Consider the following 23,067-nt stretch of genomic DNA (forward strand, 5'->3'; position numbering starts at 1 on the left):
AAAGAATATTTTGAATTAATAATTTGTTAATGTTTCGTTTAAATTATTTGATAATTGAAAGAATTTTTAAAATTTGTTTGCCATTAATTTTATTTCATTACATTTGGCTTGAAAAATATCCATTATTAAAACAATTTACTCCGAAGAGCAACTCGTCGTTTTACTGAAAGAAAAAAACGAAACCGGTTTTCATTATTTATATGATCATTATTCCGGTGCGTTGTATGGGGTGATTCTTCGAATTGTTAATTCTAAAGAATATACGGAAGAGATTATTCAGGATGTTTTCGTTAAAATCTGGAATTCCGTTCATCAATATGATTCTTCAAAAGGAAGATTTTATACTTGGATGATTAATATAGCAAGGAATACAGCGATAGATTATTTAAAATCAAAAGGTTTTCAAAACGAATTGAAAAACCAACCGCTTCCGGATTTCGTATATAATTCTAAAGAACTTTCAACGACCAATAATTCCTCGGATTATATAGGATTTAACAATGTTCTTGAAAGTCTGGATGTTGACAAACAGGAACTTATCGATCTCGCCTATTATCAGGGATATACTCAAAATGAAATATCCGATAAACTGAAAATACCGCTGGGAACGGTAAAAACCAAGATGCGGAATGCTCTTATGAAATTAAAAGATTTGCTAAAAGAATACCAATAAATTGAACACTAAAGAATACATATCATCCGGAATTATAGAATCTTATATTCTAGGTCTTGCTTCTCCAGAAGAGGCAGGGATTTTGGAGTGTGTGATGAAGAACAATGCAGAAGTAAAGGCAGCTCTTGAAGAAGCGCAAAAAACATTGGAAGACCTTGCTACTGCACAGGCAGTGACACCTCCGGCAGATTTAAAATCAAAGATTTGGAATAAAATTCAACAAGAACAAACTGCTGAACAAATACAACCTGTTGTTTCAACGGATATTCCTGCTGCAAAACCTCAGGAAGAAATTAAAATTCAGGGAAATAGTAATTGGAAGGCATTTGCGATGGCGGCTTCAGTATTGTTTTTAGTAAGTGTTGCCGGAAATCTTTTCTGGATGAATAACCAATCTAAAACCAGAGCAGAAATTGCAAAAATGCAGACTGAGAAAAAAACTCAGGATGTTGTTCTACAGAAAATGAATCAGAAAATGGAAATGATTTCCAATCCTGATATGAAAATGGTAATGCTGAAAGGGGTAGAAAAACACACAGATTCCAAAGCAATGGTTTTCTGGAATACCAAAACAAAAGAAGTATACCTGAATGCTGAAAGTTTACCAAAAGCTCCTGAAGGAATGCAATATCAGCTGTGGGCAATCGCAGACGGAAAACCAGTGAATGCAGGAATGTATACAGAAGAGAAAGACAGTAAAATTGTACTTGCTAATATTCCTAAAGCTCAGGCTTTCGCTATTACATTAGAAAAGCAGGGTGGGAGTGATGTTCCTACTATGGAAAATATGTATGTGATGGGTGGAGTTTAAAAGGGATTGTAGAGTTTACAGAAAGAATATAAAAATAAAAAACCTCTGAGAAATCAGAGGTTTTTTTGTACCCAGGACCGAACTACCGTATATTTTTATTTAATTTTAATGTTCTTAAACTATCTAAATATCAGTATATTTGAATAGTGTAGAATTTTGAAATATAATTTTGTCTGATCTTTCATTCATTTAATTTCAAAATAAACCACCTTTTTAGCCACCCTTTAATTTGTTTAATCTAGGTTTAATTGAAATGAAAGTAAGTTTTGAATTAAGAAAAGAGAAAATTAATGCAAATGGATTAATACCTGTCCAGTTTGTTGTTAGAGCTGAAGGAGAAAGAATAAGGAAAAATGTAGGTGTTTCGGTACTAGAAAAATATTGGAGCGGTTCCAGAGTTAAACCGAACGCTAAAAAAGAACCAAGTAATAATTATCAATTTTTGAATGATAAACTTCAGAAAGCTGAAGAGAAAATCAATGATATTTTTTTCTTTTTCCGGGCAAATAAGCTAGAGTTCTCCAAAGAACTATTCCTTAAGAAATATGATAGCGAAGAAGAAATTAAAACTGCTCATTTTGACTTCTTTGATTGTTTTAAAGAATTTATTGAAAGTGGAAAACTTTCAAAAGCCTACAATACAACAAAAGCCCAAAATACGGTTAAAAACTTTCTTGAAGAATTTCAAAATGACAAAAATTTCAAAATTGAATTCGACAGAATTGACGACTATTTTTTTGAAGAATTATCAAAATATTGTTTTTTTGAAAAGGAGATTAAAAATAACTACTTCGCTAAAATTATTGCTGTAATTAAAACAATGCTTCGATGGAGTATTAAAAAAGGCTATAACGAAAACCGCAAATTCGAAGATTTCAAAGCTTCAGAACATGATATCGATATCGTTTATCTGACTTTTGACGAACTGATGATTCTTTATAATAAAGAATTTGAAAGTGAGCGAATAAACCATGTAAGAGATTTTTATTGTATGGGATGTTTTACAGGATTAAGATTTTCCGATCTTTCAAAGCTTCACCTGGCAAATATTTCTGAAGAACATATTATACTATCAATCCAAAAAACGAAAACTCAAAATCATGCTATTAAACTTAATAAATACGCAAAAGAGATTTTGAATAAATATAAAGGTACTATTTACGAGCCATTACCTCATATTTCATCTCAAAAATTCAATGAATACATAAAAGAATGTTGTGAGAAAGCAGATCTAACGCAACCTTTCACAATACACTGGTTTGTTGGCAATCAAAAAAAATCATTGACCAAGCCAAAATGTAGATTTATTACAAGTCATACAGCCAGGAAAACATTTATCACAAACTCTCTTTTATTAGGAATGGAGCCGAAAGCAATTAAGAAAATAGCTAATATTAAAAAAGATGCTGTCTTAGATAAATATATGAAGGTTACAGAAGCATTTACTGATGATCAAATGGATAAAGCTTGGAAATAAGTTATGATAATAAAAATATCGAATTTTAAGAATTTAAAAATTTCTGACTTTAAAAATCTATTAGATTTTACAGATAAAAATTTCAAAGCAGCATATAAAGAATTAATTAGAATAAGGATTAGTGATAAGACTGATGTTTCAAAACTTAAAGAAAAACTTAATAAATTAAGATTATTAGAGTCATTTTATTTATTGAATTTATGTTTACCTTTAAAAGAATATGAAAATATTGATTTTCTGGTTTCATTATTTTTTCCTGCCGAATACGAAAACTTTAATGATGAAATAACATTGGATTTCAAATCAAAATTTGATGTACTGAAAAAGCAGATTCTTAAGGAATCGAGACAAAAGAGCCCTCTATTTAAAAAAGAAGTAGTATTTAAAATGTTCATTTCTGAAAATCTGAAGAACATTGAAGCGCTACATCGAGCATTACTTAATATTCAATTATCAGGAATAGAATTAAAAAAAGAATATAGACTTTTATATGAGCTATATGTTTACTTAAATAGATCTATTAATGCCAAAATTCCAAACTTCGAAGTAAATATTGAGAAATTTAAATGTAAAAACGTACATGAAATTGAATTAGAAATCTTTACACAGTTCTGGAATGAAACTTTTCCAGATCTTCAAAAGAATACTTCTAACAAAAGGAATTTTAATCTAATTCTAGCACAATATATTTTTAGAGATTATTTTTTCAATAAAAGAGAAACTTTTGCAATCGACATTATTGCAAAGAATAATTATCTTCAGATATTTAGAGAACTAGATAAAGAAAACAAATACTGGAAGCACCAACTTTGTTTATATATATATACACTATACTCTATGTCCTACATAAAAGCAAAGTCTAAAGATGAAATAGTCTATTTTTTAAACCTAATTTTCAAAGGTTTTTATGGATTTTCATTTTCTTCAATTGAGTTAAACATTGAAAACTATACATATGACTCAACAAGTAGCGAATATAAAAAATGGGAAAAATTTATTAAATCAGTTTTTAATTGCATTTAAAGAATTGTAAATCAATATTATACAGAAATAAAAAATTACCCCAAAAAAAGCTTGTCATTTTTTCTCAGTTTTACAATGTTAATTTAAAACTAAATAAAATGGCAATACAACTTTATTCCTATTCTAAAAATGACTTAGAAAAAGCCGTAGAGATTATCCTCTCTAAAGCAGAAAGTTTCATTATTCCTGGAAAAAAATCAGAAGAACAGCCGGAAGATCTTATTTCTCAAACTGAAGCTTCAAAATTCTTGCATGTTTCTTTGCCAACAATCATTGACTGGAGAAAGAATAAAGATCTTCCCTACTATAATTTCAGTGGGAGATTTTACTATTCGAAAAAAGAGCTTCTAGAATACGGTAGAAGAAATCGTAAATAGTCAAAATTGTAATGAACGAATTACACAAACTGATTAAACAGCTAGATTCTTTACCTAATAATACAGCCAGGAAAGAATTTTTGAATTCTATTCAAAGAAATCCGGAACTATCAAGACACCATCTTCGGAGATTAGCTTGTAACATTTTGGTGCAGGAAAATTTCGTAGACAAATATTACAGAGAGAATTTTAGTGAAAGGTTAAAGAAATTATTTTCGAAAATAATTTCAATTTTCAAAAGTTTTTTTGAAGCATTAAAGAGAAATTAAAAATGACACATATGGTTTCCGATCAAAGTAGAAAAATTGTTAAAAGAAGCTATGATGGTATTAAGAATGCTGAATATATAAAAATAAGTAATCAATTTGCCGATGACTTTTTGTTTCAGGATAATAAAGCAACGGATATACCCATAAATGCATTAAGAATTATTTTCAATATAATATCAATTCTGAGAAATGACCAGTTTATGCCTGAAAAGCAGGTAAGACAACTTACTCTTTTTGATGAAGAATTCGAAACTGAAAATAACGTTTTTATCTCTATGAAAATCAGGAATAAAAAGATTTCAGAAAAAAGATCTAGTAAACAAATTGTTGAAGCATATGAATATCTTACAAAATTCAAAATGGGTTGGTACACATCAAAAAATATAGCAGGTAAGGATATTAAAACTTTTGGAGGATTAATCTCTTTACCTAGCTATGAAGAAAGAGGCTATACTTCTTTTTTAATAAGTAGTTTTTGGCTTAAAAAATTGATTGTCTTAACAGAATATAATCATGTTATGTATAAATTGGTTTATGAAATCAGAAATAACAAACATGTTTTGTTTGCAATATGGTTATCGAAGATTCCTGAGAACGGTACGACTCTGAAACTTTCGACTTTTAATCAGAAGTTTAATCTCAATTATAAAAATTCAAATGATTTCTGTATTAAGTTTTTGAAACCAATCAGATTAAACCTTGATAAATTAAAGTATTTATCATTCAATTATAAATACGAAAATGATGCTATTTCAATTATTCCGTATTTAAATAAAAATAGTAAAGAAGAACTTTTAACGGAGAAAATTAATGATCCTAGGTTTATAAAGCGAAGGATGAGATATTTTAGACAGCGATATTATTTAGAAAATATTGACTTAACCAGATTCTTGTATAGTTATTCTAATATTTTAAAAATAAGGCATCAGATTGAAGAAGCTTACAAAAGATTCATTAAAGAAAACAGGATTAGAGGAAAAACTTCTACCAATATTAAAGGGATTTATTTCCTTCAGAAATTACAAGAATTTCTTATTGAAGTTTACCGGGAATCAGAAACCGGAAAAAGATTTCCGGATGCATATCCAGTCATCATATAATTTAGTTTGCGGTATTGCACTCCTGTGTTTGCGGTATTGCGCTCTCTCCAATTGCGGTATTGCACTCTCTGAAGTTAAGAAAATGTTAAAATTTTAGTTTTTACCGTCAGCTTTGCGGTATTGCGCTCTTTTCCACATCAAATTTTTAGCTGAAAATTAGCAATTGGGAAAATTCTTAGTGAATTCACCAATTGTTTGCGGTATTGCGCTCGGACATAATTGATGTTTTTGCGGTATTGCACTCTTGTTTTTGCGGTATTGCACTCCTGTCACTTGCGGTATTGCACTCCTGTCATTTTCAACTCAAACGACTACCTGTAAATGGTTTGCGGGAATTACTAAAATATATATTAAAAGTATTTAAAAGTTTTCTTTTTTATTAAAAGGAATTTTTGCTAATCAAAAAAAAAAAAATGAAAAAATGAAAAATTGTAAACAGGTCAATTCTTGGCAATTGCTAGAAGTTCTCATTTCTCTAGGACACCTTCCAAAAAAACAAAATGAAAAAGAAGCTTGGTTTCTCAGTCCTTTCGGAATCGAAACTGAAGCATCTTTTAAGCTCGATAAGCGCCAAAATATTTGGTATTTATACTCAGAAGGCATTGGTGGTAATAACATCGATTTTTTAAAGAAATATTTTAATTATTCAATCAATGAAATTCTCTCCTGGGCATCCGAGAAAAGTTTTTCTTCTTTTCATCAGCAGACGGAAATTGAGAAGCCAAATTACAACATTACAGATGTTGCGGAAATTCAGAATTGGAACCTTAAAAAATATTTATTTGAAAGAGGTATAAGTCAAAGATCATTCAGATTTTTAAAAGAGATAAAATTTACGATCAATAATAAAAAATTGTATGCTGTTGGATTCGAAAATTTATCCGGAGGATGGGAACTTAGAAATTCATTTTACAAAGGTTCACTTTTGAAAAAAGATATTTCGATAATTAAAAATGATAGCAATAAAATTGTTGTTTTTGAAGGTTTTTTGGATGCACTTTCTTATATCGAATTTCAAGAAAAATTGAAAGAAGACATTCTAATTCTGAATTCAATTTCGATGTTAAACAAAGCCAAAAATTATCTTCAAAACTATTCGGAAATATTACTTTTTCTCGACAATGATCCTGCCGGAAAAAAGACAAAAGATGCACTGTTGTTTTCGTTTTCCAATGCAGTAGATTATAGTTTTATATATAAAGATTACAAGGATTTTAATGAGTTTCTCGTGGCTGATAAGGGTGGATTTATCCAGCAAGACGAAACTGGGCAGAGCCACTGTTTCATCTTGCCCCTTCGGGGAAATAACTGACCGTCAATGAATTACAATATTTAATCTTTTTAAAACTATATATCAGGGATATATAAATCTCTTGAAAAGCCGTATTCATCGAAGTTATTACATATAAATCAATATAATGGAATCTAATAAAAAGCCAAATACAACAATTGCTATTTCTCAACAAGACCTAAAAAGACTGGAGAGCTTTGTAAGAAAAAAAGGACTTTCGAAGAAAGAATTTATTACAGTTTCATTAGATTTTTTTGAGAGAACCGGACTTGATCCGGTTAAACACGAATCTCCAAAAACTGAACTTGAAAAAGTGATAAAAAGAATAGATCAGATTATCGCTTTTATAAAAACTCAGGAGAAAGAAACTATTCGTCCAAGTTTTGAAGCAATCGTTTCGAGTGAGGAAAGAATTAAAAATGATCTTTCAAAAATTCTGAAAATTGAACATTTTAATGAGTTCATCAGAGGGTTTAATTCTTTTGCTATGGAAACAAAAAATTCTTTGAAATTATTAAATCAAAGCAATCACAATGAACATTAAAATTCAGGGTGGCGAAAGTGGTAAATATTCAAATTCCGGAAGTTCATCAAACCTAATTGATTATTTAGAACATGAAGACCTGGAAAGAATGAAGGAGGGGAAACAGGTTGAACATTTTTTTTCTCATTACCAGGATAGAGTTCCTTCAGCTGAAGTGGTTGAATCGCTTGATAACAATAAACAAAAACTGACAAAAGAAGATGCAAAATTCTTTGTCATTACTGTGAGTCCTTCAGAAAAAGAATTACAGCAAATTGGCAAAACCTCCCAAGAAAGAAGTGACGCTTTGAAAGATTATGTAAGAAACGAAGTAATGCAGAAGTATGCGGAAAATTTTGGAAAAGGATTACAGGCTAAAGATATTATGTATTACGCTAAAATTCATCACGAAAGAAACTTGAAAAATAATATTGATATGCATGTTCATATAGTTGTTAGTAGAAAATCTTTAGATAAAAGAATGAAACTTTCTCCAATGACGAACCATAAAAATACAACGAGAGGACAGGTTAAAGGAGGTTTTGACCGTAAAAATTTTATTCAAAAATCCGAAGAAGCTTTTGATAAGAAATTTGCCTTTCAAAGAAACTATAAACAATCTTTTGAATATTGTAATGCGATCAAAAACGGTACAATCGAAGAAAGAAAAAGAGTAATAGAAACGGCAATAAAGCAGGAATCTTCAAAGCAATTTGAAATTAAAAAAACTATCGAACAAAATAAAAAAAATAACCAGGGCTTAAGCCTATAAAAAATAATAAACATGGAAAAAGATCCAATTTTAATGATAAAATTTATCATTGTCGCAATGTCTTTATTTTTATTGTATATGCTAGGAGTGAAGATTATAGGTATTAATTCATTCTTATACAATATATCTCAGCACGGATTTTCAGTAGTGGTATCTCCTGAAGCAAGTTTCCTGGCAAGATTAAAATTTTTAGTTGTGGGAATTTGTTTCGGATATGCAGAGCTTTTATACATTCTGATTCAATTCTGGATTGTAAAATCTTTAATTCCGCCACTGAAAACACCTTTCAATTTTTATAAAAAACTGATTTTTTATCCATTTGGGTTTATTAATAAACAATTTACGGGCTTTTCATCTTTGAAAGATTCAAAGAAAAAATTTCAGGGATTAACTTTACAAACCAAAAAAAGAACCGTTCAAATTCCTAATCCTTTTCGTGGGATTTTGGTAATAGGCGGTCCCGGAGCAGGAAAATCTGAAAGTTTTGCAGTCCCCTTTATACGAGAGTTAGCACAAAAAAAGTTTTCAGGTATCTGTTATGATTTTAAATATCCGGCACTGGCAAATGATATTGAACTTTTTTATTCAGATTCGGGTATTAAGCATTATGTTTTGAATTTTAATGATTCACTTAAAAGCCATAGATGTAACCCTTTAAATCCAAAATATTTACCTCATTCAGCGTATGCAAGGGAATATGCTTCTGCCATCACTAAAAATTTGATGAAAGAATCTATCAAGAAAGAGGATTTTTGGTCACGTTCTGCAACAGATCTTCTGACAGCATGTATTTGGTTTCTGAAGAAAGAATATCCTAAATATTGTGATCTTCCACATACATTAGCATTGATTGCGACAAATCACACTGATTTAATTGCTTTACTATCTTCAAATTCCGAAACCAAGGCAATGATATTGTCGCTTGCTACAGCTCTAGAGAGCGAAGCAAATTCACAATTAGCAGGAGTAGTGGGATCATTACAGGGAGCAGTAGCACAGATTAATACACCGGAGTTTATGTATATTTTCGGAGGAGAGGATTTTGATTTGAATATTAATAATCCGGAAAATCCAATTGTTTTGACGGTGGGGAATAATCCTTCCATTGCAACGACATTAGCTCCTTTGTGTAGTTTGGTTATATCAGTTGCTGCAAAACAATTGAATCAACCTCGTAAACACCATTCTTTTGTATTACTGGATGAATTTCCAACTGTTTTTATTAACGATATCCAAACTCTTCCAAATACGGGAAGAAGTAATAAGATTGCAAGTATGTTTTTCTGCCAGGATCTTTCACAGCTTACGGATGGTTATACGAAAGAAAAAGCAGATGTGTTGTTTGCGAGTTGTCTAAATCATTTTTACGGTCAGGTTTCCAGTAGTCATACTGCAGATATTCTCAGTAAACAGTTTGGTAAGAAAGATCAATTTTTTGAAAGCAGTAATACTTCACGTCATTTTCTAAATCCATTTAAGAGAAACGTTGGTCAAAGTCGATCTGTACAAGAAAGAGACGTTTTCAGAAATTCAGTTTTTATGGAGCTACCGGTTGGTGAATTCATTGGAAGAGTTGCCGAAAGTTCTGAAGCTTATATTCATGAGAAATTTTTACCTGTTAAAAGAAAGCAATTAGCCTATCAGATAGACAGTAAGTTTAAAAACCAACTCGATTTCGTCATTACTGATTATTATGAAAAAGTTCGGGATGAAGTCAATGAAATTATTTCTCTTTTCAAAGGCGAAATTAATAAGAATGAAAGCAAGCAAGATCGATCCAGGCAAATGAATCCGGCTCCCGATAATAGTTCTGAAGAGTTTAGCGGAATCAACATAATTGAAGATGAAGAATCTAATTCATCCACTGAGCTTGAAGAAAATGAAAGAAATTTTAAGTTTTCAAGCAGAAGTCTCTAAATCAAACAATCATTAAATAATTATAAAAAAACAAAAAAGTTATGAAAATACTACAGAGCAAAATTTCTGTTTGGGGCATTGTAACCCTATTAATATTAATGATCTTTTTGATCTCAATTGCAATAACAAAAGATTCAGTTAAAACAACAGCGGAAAAGCCGAAAGTAGATTATAAAGAACTTGATAAGGCTTTGTTTGGAACTACAGAAAATAATTGAAATCTTTTTTGACAAAAATTAAAAAATTTATTTAATGAAATAATTTTGTAAAAATTTTTAATATGAAAAATCCATTCACAATGACCGAAAAACAAATCAATATTTGTAAGAATTCTCTTGAAGAGTTAAAGATTTTATACCTAGAAAATCAACACTTTTATACTCCTGTTGACGTTTACTATAAGCCTTCAGGTAAACAATTTAAAAAGTGGGCTTTACTTAGTTGCAATGAGCATGATTGTGAACCTTTTGAACAGGATATTCAGGATGCAAGGATATTAAGACGCTCTAAAAAATGTCCGGAATGTCTTTCTATAATTCAAAGTGAAAATACTCGCATTCCTATTGTTGAACTTAATAGAAGAATTCAACTTTCAACAGAGCCATTAGTAATAAACAAACAGACTGTTATTAAATATTCTGAAAAATTACATAATAACAATACTGTAGTAATGGTTAAATGTAATTTGTTTGGTCATCATAAAGAAATGTTTCCTCAAACCGCAGTGTCGATTGGGAAAAACAATATCTGTCCCGAATGCTGTAAAACAAGAGATTACAAAAAGAAGAATGGTGAAGATCTCATTGACAAAATAAATGATATTTTAAAAAATAAGAACAACTCTTTTTCATTCTTTGGTTCTATAAACCGAAATAATAAAGGTATTATTTTTTATGAATTAATTTGTGAAAATTGTGGATGTTCCGAATGGGAAAGAGAAAAGTATGTTGAATCTGTAAAATGTAAAGTTTGCTACCCAAATGATACCCTTGGTGAAAGTAGAGTTATCAAATATTTAAACTTTCAAAATATAACTTTTAAAAAGCAAAAGAAATTCCCTGGACTGAAAAATAATATGGAATTAAAATGTGATTTTTTTATTCCAAAACTGAATTTAATAATTGAGTATGATGGACATCAACATTATTATCCAATTGACTATTTTAAAGGGTTTAAAAGCTTTAAAAATACAATAAAGTGTGATTGGATTAAGAATAGATATGCGTTGAAAAACAGAATAAATATTTTGAGAATTCCTTTTAAAGAATATGATAATCTGGAAAATCTAATAGATGACGCTATTGCCAAAATCAATAGCCAAGAGCACTCATTTAAAAACTATTATAATTTTTTAAATGTTTACAGAATAAACTACATTTCTATAATTGTAAATAAAAGAATGAGGTTAAAGAAAATATTACTCGGAAATAAAAGAAAACCGTATTTTTTATCCGATCTGGATAAAAAGAAATATCAATAAGAAAATTAAGTTAACAAAGCTTAATACTCAGCTTTTCTGAAGCTACTAACTAAATCAAACAATTTTTACGACCGCTGTGTTATAGCAAAAAAATTTTGGAACCTGTTCAGAACAGGGGTTTCCATATCTAAAAACAAACCTTAAAAAATATTAATTTAAAATTTAAAAAAATGAAAAACAAAATCAATTTACTAATTATCAGTGCATTAATATTTTGTTCTAATGTGCTTTACTGCAATTCAATCGATCAGGAAATTACTGATCAGAATTTTAAAATGTTCTTTTCTTGCGGATCGGAAAATTTTGAAAATATCCCAGCAAGCTCCAGTTCTTTTGAATCAAATAGCTGGTTAAATAATAATATTACATGGACGGCTTCGGACTCCAGAACCGATCAAACAATTAATAGTAAAGCAATTGTTATCAGAAATGGTAGTCTTACGAGTTCTATTATTACAGGAGGAATTAAAAGTCTTACTGTCACTACACAATTAAAATTTTCAGGAAATCCGGGAAACCTTATTCTGGAAATTAATGATATCCAAGTTGGAACAATACCTTTTAATTCCGGAGTTGTGACAACAACACTTGATAATATAAATATCGCAGGAAATATCATTATTAAGCTTGTAAATCCTAATACGGGGCAAAGAGTTGCTATTGATGATCTTTCCTGGTCATGCTATTCAAATTTGGGAATTAGTGAAATTAATAAGGTGGCTCAGCTTTCAATTTATCCTAATCCAATTAAAAACGGTGAATATCTGTATCTTAATAGAAAGGTAAATGAGGTTCTTATTTATAATAGTGAAGGGAGACTTATTAAGAAATCAAACTTAAGAAGCAATTCAATATTAATAGATAATCTACTGAAGGGTATGTATCTTCTTAAAACAGAAAATATGACACATAAATTTATAGTTAATTAATTATTTGAATTGTAATCTTTAAGACAAAATCCATCTCTAAAATTATTGAGATGGATTTTTATAAGTTTATTTTTAGCTTAAAAAGAAAAAAACTGTTCAGATTTTATAAATCCTGCTGTTGAGCTGTTCAGATTTTGTAAATCCTGTTTTTTTCGTTGTTAAAAGTAAGCATATTTTTTAAAAAAATAAATATCAATGGAAAATATATCTTTTTGGCGTTATCAGATTATCAATACAGGAACAACGGAAACTCCTATTTATGGAGTGCACGAAGTTTATTTCAACGAAAAAACTGGAAAAGTTATTATGTGGACAGAAGATCCAGTTGCTTTAGATAATTACGAGGATATAGAAGAATTGAGAAGTGATTTGGAAAAAATTTTATCTGATATTAAAAATCAGCCAGTTTTATTAGAAGCCGACCTTGAAAAGAATTTGCTGTGAATTGGTTTTTGATTAAAATCTTATTTCTTTCAATTCAAACAAATAATATCATTAATCATGCAATACAGTAAAAACTTTAAATATCTAAAAAAATCCATCTCATAAATAATTTATGGATGGATTTTTACGAGTTCATTCTTACTCAAAATGAAAAAACTGTCCAGACTTTTCATAACCCTGCCGAAGCTGTCCAGATTACATTCGCCCTGTTTTTTCTTTGGTAAAAGTAAGCATATCTATAAAAAACTTCACTTAAATTGTAGTGTTTTATATTTAAAATACTTTTTTTAATTTTTGAAAAAGAACTGCCCAAACACTGATAATCCTGCCGAAGCTGTCCAAATTATACTGGTCCTGTTCTTTGCTCAACAAAAATATATCCTTTTTATCGAAAAAACAAACCCTTATAAAATTATTTACAATTGTAGGAAAACGAATAATTAAAAATCGATAATATAATTTTTCAGTCGTCACTTCCTCAGACTTCTCGTTTCTTCAAAACGCTTGTCATTCGTTCTTTCTTTGTTCAAAATTAAACTCACAATATTTATAAAAGATTATATCTATTACTTTATTATAGATCCCATTGTAAGATCCCATTTTCATCCGCTTTAATATGCTGTTTAACTGGAATAAATTTTGCGCCGCTTTTTCCATCTGGTGCTGGAATAAACCAAACTAACATTGCACCAGCAAATTTTAATTTTTTGTCAACAACAGATGGTTTTAAGACAATATTTTCCTTTTGAAATGAATTTACAATACTAGGATATATAATGCCTTCGATCTCATATTGTGTTTTCAAGTTTTCTATTTTATTAAAAACTCTGTCACTATAATAATTACTTAGTTTATAGGAATTTCCTTCATCAAATCTAGCAAATTGATCTGCAAAAAACATTAAATTATTATAATCATATTCTGAGTTTATTTGCTTTTTGATTTGTTCATTTGCTTTTATAATATCTTCACTTTGTATTGTTTCTGACTTAAAGCCTACTGTATCATAAAAATCTTTAAAAGTATTTTCAGAATGGGGGATTTGAGCTAATGTTAGAGGTTCAGTTATTTGCCACATTCCTATTGTAAATAAGGATGAACCTTTATCTAAAACTTCTCTTCCGTTAACAATGCATTCTGTGCAGGCAATGGGATAATCAAAAGCTCCATAGAACATTGACTCGTTAGGTTTGTTGGCTCTGCCAAAATCCGCTATTAAATACTTTAAACTTTCAGGAATGTAAGATATCTCATCAATCTTATCAAAAGGTTTATTTTCTGTATTTTTTATTTCACGAGCTCTGTAAATTAGATTAAGACCTCCCGCCTCTCTTTGATTTAGTTCGAAAGGTAAATTTTGAAAATTATATATTGAAATTGGAATTCTCGGAAATGCAGTATTACATAATTTTAGAATTTGATCATAATCAAAATTGTCTCCATTTTCGAGTAAAATATTCTTTATTTTTTGCGTTTCTTCAATATTTATATATGTTGCTTTCATTGCTAAAACTAATAAAAAATTTATTTAAGATTTAAACCTTATTAGGATAAGGATTAAAAAACTATGATTTTATATATTTCCTATATTTGATTTAAATTTATCAATTCTTTGATAGAATTTTGTCATTTTATCCCCACTCATAGCAATAATAGGTTTCTTTTTAATTGCTTTTTTAGAAACTTGATGTAATAGATTTGCTATTTTTTCAAGCTCCAATAATGATTCATGAGTTAAGAGATATTTAACCGCTTTATCTGTGAAGTTCTTGTTTTTAATATCTTCTCTAATACCATACAAAGTAACTAAATCATATCTGTTACTTACATTTAGTAAGGTGTATTTAGTAAGTAAAAGTTCTTTGTTTTTTTTACTCAACAATTTTAAACGATTCTTTGCTCTTGATTCAACTTCACCATAAAGTTTTTGGATATTATGACCTTTTCCTCGTGCAGATTTATAGGCATCTTCTGGTGTTTCAGAGGATTTAGATAATGCAACTATAATGGCTTTTAAATCTGTTTCAATTGCCATTATTAAATCAACATATATTTTACTATACCAATTTCTATCATGAAATTCATCTATTCGAATCAAATGATGTACTCGCCATAGAAACTGATTTGCATCAGTATACATTGAATCACAAATGGTCTTTTTAAGAAATGTATTTGAATTAAATTTTGGCTGTAATTTTTTCATAAATGTATGATTTATCTCAAATATACAATTTATGATTTAAAGTGATATACAGTATTTGTCTGAGAGAAAGCCTTTTTTGTAAATTTGTTAAAAACCTAAAAAATTAATGAGAGTATTAGAAGAATTGAAGAAAAGAAGCCAGCTTGAAAAGGATTCTGTAAAAATAGATTTGAAACTTTATAATCTAATTGATGATATAGAAAAAGAAGCAAGAAATCATCTTAAAAGAGTTATAACTGTTTTACAGGAATTTGATATTCATGATGAAAAACACAGCGAGAAAGTTATTAAAAATATTGAAGATTTATTAGGAAATACAGTAAATGAGCTTTCTTCTTATGAGTTATTTTTATTACATTCATCAGCATTTTTGCATGATTGTGCAATGGCTCCTTCAGAATATGAAATTAATGTTATGAAGCTAACAGAAGGGAATGAGAACTTTTATTCTGAAAGAAATTCTATTAAACATGATCTAAAAGCACCATTAAAGCATACAGAAGCATTAAATATTATAAATTCTAACAAGGAATTCTTGTATAAAGATTTTGGTTTCCCAAGTAAATGGATATTTTGTTCTTCTACCGAAAAAGATTTTACAAATTATTTAGCAGATCTATTAGTCGATTACCAAAATTTTAGAAATGGGTTTGCTAAAGAATTAAAAGGCGTTAATGATATTGAGGATTTTAAATCTATTAATGAATTTATTAGAATAGATTATATTAGAGCAACACATCATATAAGAATTGAAACTTATGTTAAAAACTTAGAAACTAAATTTGGAAATGCATTTGAGCAACCATCCTGGGGCAAAAAGTTAGCAAATGATTTAGCAAAAATTTGTAGATCACATGGTGAAAATATAGAATATACAGAACAATTAAGTGTAAATTCTCAATATTACGGAAGTTCCTCAGCAAATTTACAAATGGTTGCAATGATGTTGAGATTAGGAGATATAATACATTACAGCTTTGACAGGGCGCCTTTAAATATACTTTCGGCAAAAATTTTTAAATCTGAATATAGCTTTCAAGAATGGGCAGTAAAAAATAGTGGAGCAAACTATTCAATTGAAAATGGTCTGATATCGTATCGAGCTTATTGTGAAAGCCCTGAAACATATTTTAAGCTTCATCAGTATATAGACTGGATTGAAGTAGAGATTCAAAATTATTTTAAATTTCAAAGAAAATGGAATGTTGAGTATATAAAGAATCTTAATGATAAGGTAGAGAGAATCAATGTATCTAATGATGAATCACAATTTTCACCTAAGAGAGGATTAGGCTTTTCGCTAAATCAAAAGAAAATTCTCGAGTTACTAAAAGGAGTTGGATTATACAAAGATGAATTTGCATGTTTGAGAGAATTGTATCAGAACTCATTAGACGCTTGCAGATGCATGGTTTCTAAGAAGAGAAAAGTAAATATTCAAACTAAGGGACAAATAGAGTTTGGAATAGAAGAAAATGAAGTGGGAAGGTATATTTACGCGTTAGATAACGGAATAGGCATGAATAAAGATATTATTGAAAAATATCTATTAAATATAGGAAATTCTTATTATAATTCTTCTGATTTTTATAAGGAACAATCTAAATGGGATGGAGGTTTTACTCCTACATCACAATTTGGAATTGGAATTCTATCTTGCTTTATGATAGGTACGAAAATAGAAATAGTTACAAGATCAGAAGGAGGAGATTATGTCTCTTGTATAATAACTGGAGTTCATGATAATTTTTATTATAAGCCAGCAGTAATGTCAGATAAGGAAAGAATTGTAAACACAGGAACCCTTATTAAAGTTTATTTAAATGATAAAATCTCACAAAATTTAGAAAATTGTAAGCTTGATAAGACGGGACTCTTACTGCTAGGTATTCAGAAAAAATATGCTAAGTTTAAAGATATGTCAGAAATTTGGCAAAAGCATATATATCAGTTTATTAACAACTTTATTTCAATTGTTCCAGATGATATAGAAATTTTGGTAAAATTTAATGATGGTCAAGGCCTTCCAATATTCTCTAAACCTTTAAATGTTTTAGAGAATAAAGAAGTACTTGAGATAGATATTATTGAAGATGCAGAACCTCTTAATGACATACTCTTATGGAATCATAATAGAGCAGATGATGCACCAACTATTACTCAAATACATGAAGAAATAAGTACGTATCCAATTAAAATTGTAAAGAATGATATCAGCTTTACGACTTTAATAAGCTTACCTAACAAAAACCTAGATTTTTCATTTAAAAAGGTAAATGCAGGACGCTTCTTTCTAAAAAGTAATGATGGGTTATCAATTGATGGAATTTCCATTGATGATCGTCACTTAAGCCAATCTAAGCATTATTTTACTCATCATCTTATACATTACGATGGGCATTTGGATTTTTATGGAGAATTGAGACCTATTATTTCTGTTGATAGAAAATCGATTATTTCTTACCCTAAAGAATGTGAGAAACAAGCTAAGCAGATTTCAATAGACTATATTAAAAGAATCATTGAAATAGCCAGGGAGCATATTAAGACACATAATATTTTGGACGATTCAACTGAATTTAATCTTGTGTGGGACTATGTTTTAGATAAAATAAACTTTGCTGATGTTTTATTCATTAATGAGCTGAGTGAAACAGAGTACGGAGACGTGCAGAGTAAAGAGTTGTCTGACATAGTAGGAAAGAATATTTCTATAAAAGAATTTATCCGTGCTAAAAAAATAAGTATTCATAATTTTGATTTTAAAGAAAAAACGCAACTAACACAGAAATTAATTTTATCAAAATTAATAAGTGCGGAATCTATAAATATAATTGATGGGATTGTTGAAATAAATATGCAAAAATTCAATAAGAATCATATATCTAATAATGGATATGGTGATTTGGATAGAGAACAACTTTTATTCAAAGCAAATGAATGGGGTGTTTTTGATAAGGATTTTGATCTAATAACAGGCTTATACCCTTTAATACCTGAAAGATTATTTAATAATCTTAATGATTTTGGTTTAAAAAAAGCAGGAAATTTAATAAAAGGCATGCATAACTACAGTAATGGATTACTGGGAGTTTTTTCTCAGTCACCGTTATTGGTTCACTCGAAGCTGGGGTTATACTTAGGTAAAAGTAGCATAAATCGAAATAATTCTAATATTTATAATTTTGATAATAAAAGAGGTGACATTTGGATTATGGAATTAAATGATCGATATAGTTTTAACAGGCAAAAAAAAGCATGGGTTTTAATGGTGTTTGTTTCTCCTGTTGAATTGAGTGAAATTGATAAAAAAGAACTACTAAAGCATCACGATGACTTGGATTATATAAGAGGTATTAATGAAGGTTGGAGCTTATTAATAACATCTAAGAATAAAGATGGTGTTGTTATAATTGCTGGTAAAGCAACTCGTGAACAATTAGTAAATAAAATTTCTAATAATTTCTGGGAAGAGTATAGGGATTATGAATTTAAATTTACTGATGGAACGATAATGTCAAATGAAAATTAGCCACTCTTTTGACCATTCTAGGAATGAGAAACCTCTGAAATCATCTGATTTCAGAAGTTTTTTGCACCAAGGAACGGGGTTTTTATGTATTTGAAATAACCACTTACACGATTTTACTTGGACGGCTTCTGATTCTGGAACTGAAATAATAAAGCTACTGTCATCAGGAATGGAAGTCTTACTGTCACTCACATTTAAAATTTGCAGGAAATCCTGGGAATCTTATTCTGAAAATTAATAATACCTCGGTTGGAACAATACCTTTCAATTCCCGAGTTGTGACTTCAAATAGAGCTCCTAATTTAGGAGCTTTTGTATTATATAAATTTTTCAGTCATCACTTCCTCAGACTTTTCGTTTCTTCGAAACGCTTGTCATTCGTTGCTTCTTGGTTCAAAATTTCCAGAATTTAAACATTGACAATCTTCTATTTGACATTTCTCATTATAGATGTGTTTTTTTTGTATGGTTTTAAAAGTGTAAATAAAATTACCATACAAAATGTTTGCAAAATACTATTATATTGTTATTTTTGTATGGTATATTTTATAATACAATGAATAAAGAACTAAACAAAATTGATAATATATCTAAATATTTAATAGATCTTGTAACTGCAGGGATTATTGGTGATACTAGAAAAGTTGAAGTGATTTCTCTTAGTTTAGCAAGATCTATTAGAAAATCGGATCCCGATGTTTCGTCTTCAATACAAAACATACTTGCTTTAAATTCTTCCGCAGGAAGCAGTGCAGTAAGAAGTAATGGTAATATACCTATTCCTACTGATAATGATACACATTTAGAAATGGCTCGCATTATAAAACCCCATTCTGATGGAGGAGTGCTTCCTGTTTTTAATGAGAGAATAAATATGTGGATTAATGATATTTTGGAAGAAAGAAACAACTTGAATACATTGTTAGCTTTTGATATAAGTCCTTCTACTAATTTATTGTTAATAGGTCAACCTGGGACAGGTAAGACAATGCTTGCTCATTATATTGCATCTAAGCTTAATAAAAATTTAGTTATAATGGATCTTTCATCAAGTATTTCTAATTTAATGGGAAAAACAGGCCATAACATAAAAAAGGTTCTTAATTATGCAAAAGATACAGGAGCTGTATTACTATTAGATGAGTTTGATGCAATTGCTAAGAAAAGAGATGATCAAACAGACCTTGGTGAAATAAAAAGAGTTGTAAACGTCCTTTTAATGGAGTTGGAGGATTGGCCGATTTCTTCAATGTTAATTGCAACAAGTAATCACCCTGAATTGCTTGATAGGGCTATATGGAGAAGATTTGATCATGTAATAGAAGTTCCCTTGCCATCAACGGAGGAAGTGATCAAAATATTAAATCAAAACCTCCTTCAATTTTTAAATGATGATTTAAATAATATGTCCATTTTGCAGTTGCTTGCGGGACTGCTCGATGGTAGAAGCGCGGCTGATATATGTAAGTTTACAAATAATGTTAAACGTCGTATTGCTTTAAAAGACGAAGATTTGATTATAGCATCACTTAATGAACTTGAGTCACATTCAACAGATAAAAAAGTTCGAGGGAAATTTTGCATTCTTGCTAAAGAAATGTTAGGAAAAAAAATCACTGTAAGAAAGCTTTCAGAAATGACCGGCCTAAGCACGGCGGGTGTACAGCATCATATCTCTAAAATAAAATAATTTAATATGAATAATAACCGAAAACCAATATTATACAAAGGAGAAGTTTATAGCAAACCTGTTTCGAAAAATGGTGGAGGGGGCCCTCTTAAACTTCCTATTTCTTATGAGGAAGCAAAGTATAGAATTAAGGATGATATCGATAAGGTTCATGATACAATTCGGAGTCTACCAGAAACATCAAAGCTGCCTAATGAAGTTGTTGTTTGCATAAGAATGCATCCCGACTTTTCTGCAAAGAGCTATTACCCAGATTCTCTTTTTGATGGAAATAATGAGAAATTTGGATTACAAGAGGTTGGTTCAAGAATCTGGAGGACGGAAGATAATGAAGATCAAAATCAATTTGAGGAATCAGGAAAACTTTTTTTTGTAAGAGGGACAGAGCAGGCATTGGACAAATTAAAGAATCATTTAGACAGACCACCATTCAGACTGACAAAAAAATTTACTGAAGATGTAAGGAAAATTATAAGTATTGATTTGCTATCTGAAGAAGAGCAAATATTGGGAATACCTGATGATTGGGAGAGAGGGTGTTTAGAAGCTGTACTTCATCCTTTTGAGATAGATCATGAAATAGCTTTTGATCATTTCATGAGTGTTCTGAATTCCTCTGGTGTAGATGTTGAAAGTATAAAATATAAACAATATGATGAAGGAGTGACGTTTATTAGTCTTTATGGTGATCGAGAAGTTGTGAGGGCTTTATCCGGATATAATCCATTAAGAACATTACATCCTTTAGAAGCAAGAGATTTTAGTTCTATCGAAAGGGGAACTCCTATGTATGGAGCTCCAATCCCTCCACAATTTACAGGAAAATCCTCAATTGTTGTTGGTGTTATAGATGGAGGTTATATTCCAGGAAATCCAGCATTAGATCCGTATGTAGAATCTGAAGATTCAGTTCCGGGTACGGCAGTAGAATACTACCAGCAACATGGTACTCAAGTGACTAGTGCAGTTTTATACGGTGCATTAAATAAATATAAAAATACCGATACTTTACCAGAGCCTAAGGTAAGTGTAAAGAATTTTAGAGTGTTGTCTTCTGATGCTTCTGATCCTGACCTTTACGAAGTAATTGATGCTATAGAAAAAATTGTTCCTGAAAATGACAATATTAAGATATATAATCTAAGTATGGGACCTGCGGGACCTATATTAGATGATCACATAAGCCGATTTACATTTGCTTGCGATTTACTTATTCAAAAATATAGTGTTCTATTTTGTACGGCAGTAGGAAATGATGGTCATATAGTTGGTTATAACAGAATACAAGCTCCTGCTGATATGGTTAACGGTCTTGCTGTTGGTGCTTATTCAAAAATTGATACTGAGATTGCTAGAGCCCCATACAGTTGTGTTGGTCCAGGAAGAGAAGGAAATAAATTAAAGCCTGATTTATCAGCATTCGGTGGATGCTCTCAAAACCCAATACAATTAATGGGTGAAAATCAAGATTTAAGAATTTTAACAGCTGGAACGAGCTTTTCAAGTCCTTTAGTTTCTGCTGCAAGCGCTCATTTGGTAGGTTATAGCAATGATACTATCAATAGTTTCGTTGCAAGAGTGTTACTCATACATGGTGTATCTGAGGCTACTGATAGTCATAGCTTTGAATTAGGGCACGGAATACTACCGGATGATATTCAACAGCTTGTCACGTGTCCTGAATCTTCTTATACAATTATATATAGTGGAGAAGTAGAGCCTGGTAAATTTATAGAATTACCTATCCCTTGGACTGAAGAGATAGATAAAGGTAAAGTGAATTTTCGATGGACGGTTTCAACTCAAACCAATGTAGATCCACAGAGCCCAGATGATTACTCTACATCTTCTGTAGTGACTTCTTTTTATCCCCATACCTCAAAATTTAAATTTAAAAATGGTGGATCAACAAAGATTGTTGATGTTATGAAAGATCCAGATAAGGAAACTGAACTTCTATCGATAGGATGGTCTAGGGAATCTCCTTTTCCTGTAAGTGAATCTGGGCAAACTCCTTATCAGGTAGAAAATGATTTACGAGCTGATTTTAAATGGGATAGTATGGATACTAGAAGAAAAAATAAAAATGCAGATAATGTATATAATCCTATGTTTCACTTACATGCTCTGGAGCGTGGAAAAAGATATAAATCTGAGAAAATAAAATATACATTAGTGTTAACTGTAACAACTCCTAAGTCAGAAGTAGATTTATATAGTAAGGTTAGAGCTAAATATTCAGCATTACTTCCTATTAGTTTAGATCTTGAAAATAGAATCTCTGTAGCGTTGTAATTAATTTGTTAGTGATAATCAATAATAAAAATATTATTAGCCACCCTTTTGACCACCCTGAAAATCAAAAACCTCTGAAAATCAATCGATTTCAGAGGTTTTTTGTACCCAGGACCGGGATCGAACCGGTACTCCTAAGAACTGGTGTTTGAGACCAGCGCGTCTACCAATTCCGCCACCTGGGCTTGATGTTTACTTCAAACGTTACCGCTTGTTTCAAATTGGTGTGCAAATATATAAACTTTTCTTAATACTCCAAAG

At 30.1% G+C, this 23,067-nt stretch carries 19 protein-coding genes and 1 tRNA gene; 17 read left to right on the forward strand and 3 right to left on the reverse strand.

Features of this window, described 5'->3' with window-relative positions:
• Nucleotides 1-163: 163 nt before the first annotated feature.
• The 14 genes from LV842_RS08465 (at nucleotide 164) to LV842_RS08530 (ending at nucleotide 13,086) form a co-directional block, all read left to right on the forward strand.
• Complete coding sequence (locus LV842_RS08465; protein WP_262909403.1) at nucleotides 164-673, forward strand: RNA polymerase sigma factor; 510 nt, start codon at nucleotides 164-166, stop codon at nucleotides 671-673.
• A 1-nt stretch (nucleotide 674) separates the two neighbouring features.
• Entirely contained in the window at nucleotides 675-1,484 is an 810-nt protein-coding gene (locus tag LV842_RS08470) for an anti-sigma factor (RefSeq protein ID WP_233111007.1), read from the forward strand.
• A gap of 253 nt (nucleotides 1,485-1,737) precedes the next feature.
• A complete protein-coding gene (locus LV842_RS08475) occupies nucleotides 1,738-2,961 on the forward strand; it encodes a site-specific integrase (protein ID WP_233111008.1) in 1,224 nt (407 codons plus the stop codon).
• 3 nt (nucleotides 2,962-2,964) lie between these two features.
• Nucleotides 2,965-3,984 carry a hypothetical protein gene (locus LV842_RS08480; protein WP_233111009.1) on the forward strand — a complete coding sequence of 340 codons (1,020 nt, stop codon included), beginning with the start codon at nucleotides 2,965-2,967 and terminating at the stop codon, nucleotides 3,982-3,984.
• A 98-nt stretch (nucleotides 3,985-4,082) separates the two neighbouring features.
• Complete coding sequence (locus LV842_RS08485; protein ID WP_102978424.1) at nucleotides 4,083-4,361, forward strand: helix-turn-helix domain-containing protein; 279 nt, start codon at nucleotides 4,083-4,085, stop codon at nucleotides 4,359-4,361.
• A 280-nt stretch (nucleotides 4,362-4,641) separates the two neighbouring features.
• Entirely contained in the window at nucleotides 4,642-5,730 is a 1,089-nt protein-coding gene (locus LV842_RS08490; RefSeq protein WP_233111010.1) for a hypothetical protein, read from the forward strand.
• 421 nt (nucleotides 5,731-6,151) lie between these two features.
• Nucleotides 6,152-7,042: a toprim domain-containing protein gene (locus tag LV842_RS08495; RefSeq protein WP_233111011.1), complete on the forward strand. Its 891-nt coding sequence runs from the start codon at nucleotides 6,152-6,154 to the stop codon at nucleotides 7,040-7,042.
• Between the two features lie 106 nt (nucleotides 7,043-7,148).
• Complete coding sequence (locus LV842_RS08500) at nucleotides 7,149-7,565, forward strand: BfmA/BtgA family mobilization protein (protein WP_185205113.1); 417 nt, start codon at nucleotides 7,149-7,151, stop codon at nucleotides 7,563-7,565.
• Nucleotides 7,555-8,316, forward strand: a complete 762-nt coding sequence (locus LV842_RS08505; RefSeq protein WP_233111012.1) for a DUF5712 family protein — start codon at nucleotides 7,555-7,557, stop codon at nucleotides 8,314-8,316. The genes LV842_RS08500 and LV842_RS08505 overlap by 11 nt, the downstream gene beginning before the upstream one ends.
• A gap of 12 nt (nucleotides 8,317-8,328) precedes the next feature.
• On the forward strand, nucleotides 8,329-10,233 hold the full coding sequence (locus LV842_RS08510; RefSeq protein ID WP_233111013.1) for a type IV secretory system conjugative DNA transfer family protein: 1,905 nt from the start codon (nucleotides 8,329-8,331) through the stop codon (nucleotides 10,231-10,233).
• Between the two features lie 41 nt (nucleotides 10,234-10,274).
• Nucleotides 10,275-10,451 (forward strand): hypothetical protein, encoded by a 177-nt coding sequence (locus LV842_RS08515; RefSeq protein ID WP_233111014.1) that lies wholly within the window; start codon nucleotides 10,275-10,277, stop codon nucleotides 10,449-10,451.
• A 62-nt stretch (nucleotides 10,452-10,513) separates the two neighbouring features.
• Nucleotides 10,514-11,713 (forward strand): endonuclease domain-containing protein, encoded by a 1,200-nt coding sequence (locus LV842_RS08520; RefSeq protein ID WP_233111015.1) that lies wholly within the window; start codon nucleotides 10,514-10,516, stop codon nucleotides 11,711-11,713.
• 170 nt (nucleotides 11,714-11,883) lie between these two features.
• Complete coding sequence (locus LV842_RS08525) at nucleotides 11,884-12,642, forward strand: T9SS type A sorting domain-containing protein (protein ID WP_233111016.1); 759 nt, start codon at nucleotides 11,884-11,886, stop codon at nucleotides 12,640-12,642.
• 195 nt (nucleotides 12,643-12,837) lie between these two features.
• Nucleotides 12,838-13,086 (forward strand): hypothetical protein, encoded by a 249-nt coding sequence (locus tag LV842_RS08530; RefSeq protein WP_233111017.1) that lies wholly within the window; start codon nucleotides 12,838-12,840, stop codon nucleotides 13,084-13,086.
• 574 nt (nucleotides 13,087-13,660) lie between these two features.
• Here the strand turns inward: LV842_RS08530 and LV842_RS08535 are convergent.
• A complete protein-coding gene (locus LV842_RS08535; RefSeq protein ID WP_233111018.1) occupies nucleotides 13,661-14,590 on the reverse strand; it encodes a hypothetical protein in 930 nt (309 codons plus the stop codon).
• Between the two features lie 69 nt (nucleotides 14,591-14,659).
• The gene (locus LV842_RS08540) at nucleotides 14,660-15,289 is read right to left on the reverse strand and encodes a hypothetical protein (protein WP_233111019.1); all 630 of its coding nucleotides are present in this window, start codon (nucleotides 15,287-15,289) and stop codon (nucleotides 14,660-14,662) included.
• Between the two features lie 106 nt (nucleotides 15,290-15,395).
• Between LV842_RS08540 and LV842_RS08545 the strand changes: the two genes are divergently transcribed.
• The 3 genes from LV842_RS08545 to LV842_RS08555 all read left to right on the forward strand — a co-directional run bounded on the left by LV842_RS08545 (nucleotide 15,396) and on the right by LV842_RS08555 (nucleotide 22,806).
• Nucleotides 15,396-18,821 carry an HD domain-containing protein gene (locus tag LV842_RS08545; protein ID WP_233111020.1) on the forward strand — a complete coding sequence of 1,142 codons (3,426 nt, stop codon included), beginning with the start codon at nucleotides 15,396-15,398 and terminating at the stop codon, nucleotides 18,819-18,821.
• A 556-nt stretch (nucleotides 18,822-19,377) separates the two neighbouring features.
• Nucleotides 19,378-20,511, forward strand: coding sequence for an AAA family ATPase (locus LV842_RS08550; RefSeq protein ID WP_233111021.1), 1,134 nt, complete (start codon nucleotides 19,378-19,380; stop codon nucleotides 20,509-20,511).
• 6 nt (nucleotides 20,512-20,517) lie between these two features.
• Nucleotides 20,518-22,806, forward strand: a complete 2,289-nt coding sequence (locus tag LV842_RS08555; RefSeq protein ID WP_233111022.1) for a S8 family peptidase — start codon at nucleotides 20,518-20,520, stop codon at nucleotides 22,804-22,806.
• Between the two features lie 105 nt (nucleotides 22,807-22,911).
• Here the strand turns inward: LV842_RS08555 and LV842_RS08560 are convergent.
• Nucleotides 22,912-22,991, reverse strand: a tRNA-Leu gene (locus tag LV842_RS08560).
• Nucleotides 22,992-23,067: the final 76 nt, after the last annotated feature.

Source organism: Chryseobacterium gwangjuense (genome assembly GCF_021311115.1).
In the GTDB taxonomy this organism is placed as follows: domain Bacteria; phylum Bacteroidota; class Bacteroidia; order Flavobacteriales; family Weeksellaceae; genus Chryseobacterium; species Chryseobacterium gwangjuense.

What these genes read in the sequence shown, in the direction of transcription:
- LV842_RS08520 (WP_233111015.1), top strand. Translation starts at nt 10,514, where the DNA reads ATGAAAAATCCATTCACAATGACCGAAAAACAAATCAATATTTGTAAG.
- LV842_RS08535 (WP_233111018.1), bottom strand. Translation starts at nt 14,590, where the DNA reads ATGAAAGCAACATATATAAATATTGAAGAAACGCAAAAAATAAAGAAT.
- LV842_RS08475 (WP_233111008.1), top strand. Translation starts at nt 1,738, where the DNA reads ATGAAAGTAAGTTTTGAATTAAGAAAAGAGAAAATTAATGCAAATGGA.
- LV842_RS08530 (WP_233111017.1), top strand. Translation starts at nt 12,838, where the DNA reads ATGGAAAATATATCTTTTTGGCGTTATCAGATTATCAATACAGGAACA.
- LV842_RS08485 (WP_102978424.1), top strand. Translation starts at nt 4,083, where the DNA reads ATGGCAATACAACTTTATTCCTATTCTAAAAATGACTTAGAAAAAGCC.
- LV842_RS08545 (WP_233111020.1), top strand. Translation starts at nt 15,396, where the DNA reads ATGAGAGTATTAGAAGAATTGAAGAAAAGAAGCCAGCTTGAAAAGGAT.
- LV842_RS08540 (WP_233111019.1), bottom strand. Translation starts at nt 15,289, where the DNA reads ATGAAAAAATTACAGCCAAAATTTAATTCAAATACATTTCTTAAAAAG.
- LV842_RS08515 (WP_233111014.1), top strand. Translation starts at nt 10,275, where the DNA reads ATGAAAATACTACAGAGCAAAATTTCTGTTTGGGGCATTGTAACCCTA.
- LV842_RS08550 (WP_233111021.1), top strand. Translation starts at nt 19,378, where the DNA reads ATGAATAAAGAACTAAACAAAATTGATAATATATCTAAATATTTAATA.
- LV842_RS08480 (WP_233111009.1), top strand. Translation starts at nt 2,965, where the DNA reads ATGATAATAAAAATATCGAATTTTAAGAATTTAAAAATTTCTGACTTT.
- LV842_RS08510 (WP_233111013.1), top strand. Translation starts at nt 8,329, where the DNA reads ATGGAAAAAGATCCAATTTTAATGATAAAATTTATCATTGTCGCAATG.
- LV842_RS08525 (WP_233111016.1), top strand. Translation starts at nt 11,884, where the DNA reads ATGAAAAACAAAATCAATTTACTAATTATCAGTGCATTAATATTTTGT.
- LV842_RS08555 (WP_233111022.1), top strand. Translation starts at nt 20,518, where the DNA reads ATGAATAATAACCGAAAACCAATATTATACAAAGGAGAAGTTTATAGC.
- LV842_RS08500 (WP_185205113.1), top strand. Translation starts at nt 7,149, where the DNA reads ATGGAATCTAATAAAAAGCCAAATACAACAATTGCTATTTCTCAACAA.
- LV842_RS08505 (WP_233111012.1), top strand. Translation starts at nt 7,555, where the DNA reads ATGAACATTAAAATTCAGGGTGGCGAAAGTGGTAAATATTCAAATTCC.
- LV842_RS08490 (WP_233111010.1), top strand. Translation starts at nt 4,642, where the DNA reads ATGGTTTCCGATCAAAGTAGAAAAATTGTTAAAAGAAGCTATGATGGT.
- LV842_RS08495 (WP_233111011.1), top strand. Translation starts at nt 6,152, where the DNA reads ATGAAAAATTGTAAACAGGTCAATTCTTGGCAATTGCTAGAAGTTCTC.